This window comes from Acidithiobacillus sp. TH-A36, from assembly GCF_057473445.1.
Genome location: NZ_JBYCKP010000204.1, coordinates 1 through 3234, shown reverse-complemented (window position 1 = coordinate 3234; position 3234 = coordinate 1). Strand labels below are relative to the sequence as shown.

2 protein-coding genes are annotated in these 3234 nt (G+C 48.8%); both read right to left on the bottom strand.

What is annotated here, in order from left to right; all coding sequences use genetic code 11:
- Window positions 1-38: 38 nt before the first annotated feature.
- Window positions 39-1694, bottom strand: a complete 1656-nt coding sequence (locus tag AC2VLY_RS05375) for an AAA family ATPase (RefSeq protein WP_486892435.1) — start codon at window positions 1692-1694, stop codon at window positions 39-41.
- Window positions 1691-3234 (bottom strand): Mu transposase C-terminal domain-containing protein (locus tag AC2VLY_RS05370; RefSeq protein WP_486921900.1); only part of this gene is annotated, 1544 nt, incomplete at its 5' end. The genes AC2VLY_RS05370 and AC2VLY_RS05375, both read right to left, overlap by 4 nt.

Here is a 3234-nt window from a genome sequence, read left to right as displayed (position 1 = left end):
TTCCTCTGCATAAGGTATAGGAAAATTCAACACGACCATCACCCAAAGGAATTGATCCAGTTCTCGGCATCGAAAAGCAAACCTTCGCGACTCAGTGATTCTAGGAAGGCTTCCTCATTGGCGGACTGCGAAAATAAAAAACGCAAATCGTTTGAGTCCAGGGTATGCCAATCAGCTTTTTTCATCGCCTTCATTTTCGGCTTTGATGATGCTGTCTTTTCTCTCTCTGCGCTCTGATACCAAGAGAGAATCAGCGGCATAAGATCCTTCATCACAAGTCCCGGGTGATTTTCAAAAGCCCTATTGATCAGAGGTTCAAGCAACTCAGAGACATACCCCATATCGACCAGCATATTGTGTAAACGAATGGCTTGTTCATTTCCCCCATACTTGACGGCAGTATCAATGCGTTCCTGATTGGAACGCAGCAGATGGCCCAGTTCGAGTATTTTTCTATCCACGTCGGGAATGGTCAGGTCGGAGTAACGGGCTATTTTTGTGACATCACCGGACCGCAATGCATCAATCATAGGGTGGATGGGCTTTAGCTCATCCTGATAAACTTTTCTCATCAAGCTCTGGGTAATGCGTTCAACGCCTGTGACAACAGCCCGGATTTGTGACAGAACAAATAGCTTGATGACGACATCCATAATGCCTTGAGAAAGATCATACCAGGTATCACGAATTTCATCGGTCACATCGGGTGATGCTTTGGTCAGCCACTGATACTTCCACAAACGGTCGGTGAAGGCTCCCCATTCGGTCCGTGATATTACCTGATCGCCTGAAGGCTTGCTCAATGGCTCCCACAGAATTGCACCAAAACCTGCACCGCGACGCGCGGATCGCAGGTCCAGCTCAAAGACAGATCTGGCTTTTGGTGTCCCCACCATGACAACCGGGACTGAAATTTCATTCACCAGAGTGACGAAAAAATTGAGCATACGCTCTGCACCACCGGAATGCTTAACACTCAAATGCTGGATTTCATCAATCACCAGCAGGCCAATCGCGTGCGTATTAGCAATATGCGCCATTACCGCAATCAGGGTTTCCACACTATGCCGTTTTTCCACATAGCGCCGTACGTAATTGGTGGCGAGCACCGCGTCGATTTCACGGAAAAAGTTATGACAAAGGCTTTTCAGGGATCCGTCATGCGGGCAGTCAATTTTGAGGAAAACAATCTGGGTGAAGTTGTACGTTTCGTGATAAATCAATTGCGGGTAGGTGGCCAAAATACGATTCAACGAACTTGTCTTTCCTGACCCGGAACAGCCGATGAAAGCCAGGCTCTTAGCCGTGGACTCCACATGCTCGAACCGGAAAACGGCTAAATCACCCTGCATGACACGCTCATAACCATTCTGGATGTGAGCATTCAGCTCGCCAGTCGCCAGATTTCTGCCAACATACCCTTGCCGAAGCATGACCGATAATTTCGACTCCAGCTCGATGTGACGGGATAGCGGCTGGAAAAAATTATCGAGTAATTGGGAGATAACATGAATGCGGGTCGGACCATCAAGATAAATATCCGTTGGTCGAAACGCAATTTGGCCTGATAACCCCTCCTTTAACTGACGTCTATCCAAGATCGGCGGCAGCGCTTCAATGAGTGGATTTCCTTGGTATTGACTGATCCCGGTATCCTTGTAAATCGCCTGAACCATACCTTTGGGTAGTGTCATACATCCTCTCCAAACAGATCATCCAGAAAATCTGGGAAAGCAACATTTTCGGGTTGTTCAGTCAAATACCTGACCTCTGCTTTGGGCTTCGATTTCGTTGGTTGACTATCCACACGTCGTTGCTGGCGTTCCTGCTCACGGGCATCCCGGCGGTTTTGGTTGATGCCAGCCAAAGTTTCTGTCTTCGATTCACCAAAGTAAGAAGGACGTAATTTTTCCGCTCGTTGGATCGTTTCCTGAATCAGGTTTTCCAGCACTCTTTTACTTTCTGCCTCCTCTAATTTAGCTGTCGCTGTTGATTTTCGTTGTTGCTCCTGACTATCCCAGAGCTCCCACATCGTTCGGCCCCTGAATTCCCTTGAGCGATCGGTGAGCGAGCATTCCCAATAATCCGATTTGGATACATCAGGGAAGACATAAATGATATCGGCTACTGAAGGATCGTAAGCAGCCACAAATGGGCCGGGCCGCTGTCGCCCGCTTCTATGTAACCAACCGGATGCCAGCAACTCATTACAGGTGTAATAGGCACCAAAGCACCGAATACCAAAATCGGAAACCGTCGCCTTTTGACGCGGCAGCATTGCCAGCCTCAGTGCCGCCTCAGACGTGTTACGCAGTCGTCCACTGCGATTTTGAATACCCCAGCGCCAGATATTGAGGGGCACCGGAGCGAGGGTGTCAGGCATATCCGAATCGCGATCATATTTGACCAATACCGAACTCTGGTTGCGATGCAGAATGGAGCCGATAATGATTTTAGTGAAATCTGCCAAGGTGAGTGTTGCGTCCAATCGATAATCTTTCCCGCCCCGCTTCTTAATGATGGTGCCCGCAACTACTCCTGGCACAAATGGTTTGAAGTCCGCTTGAATGGTCCGGAAGTGCCGTTCAACGATACCCTTCGCATCCCCACGATACGGCGGCGTATTCTCAATTCGGACTCCAAAGGACTGCTCCAGGTATTCAATCTGATGACCAAGCAGTTCTCCACGATCTGCCAAAATGGCGTCTGGTAGCCCCATGGATGGCCAATCTTCTGATTCTATGTCATAGCCGAAAGAGTGGCATAGCTGAGTCTTATCAGTCATGGCCGTCACCAGTGCCAACATGGCGGTGACATAAGAGGGATTTTCAAGCCCCACATAAAAACCGGCGATCAATCTGCTGTAAACATCGACAACTACATACAAGGTTGGTCGGCCAATGATCTTTTGTCGGTCAGCGGAGAGCAGATAAATATCCGCAATAGTAGCGTCGATTTCGTATCGCGCACCAGGACCATGAACTTCGGCTGTAGCTGTTCCTTGTAACGGCCTGATGTCCTTCTGATACTCGATCTTATTGACTCTCAACCGGATACGTTCAGGCCGGACATATTCCCGTTCATAGAAATAGCGCAGTTGGGCGACAGTCGGGAAATCCTCTTTCGATAAATCGGGGTGAGCTGTTTTGAACATATCCTCGAAGCGCCGATGAGCATAGGGCAGAGAATGGCCCTTTTCAGTCAGAAAATGCCGATCAAGCACAATGCGAAACA

Bases quoted from the DNA above. Each gene is read 5' to 3' on its own strand.
- AC2VLY_RS05375 (WP_486892435.1), bottom strand. From the start codon at position 1,694: ATGACACTACCCAAAGGTATGGTTCAGGCGATTTACAAGGATACCGGG.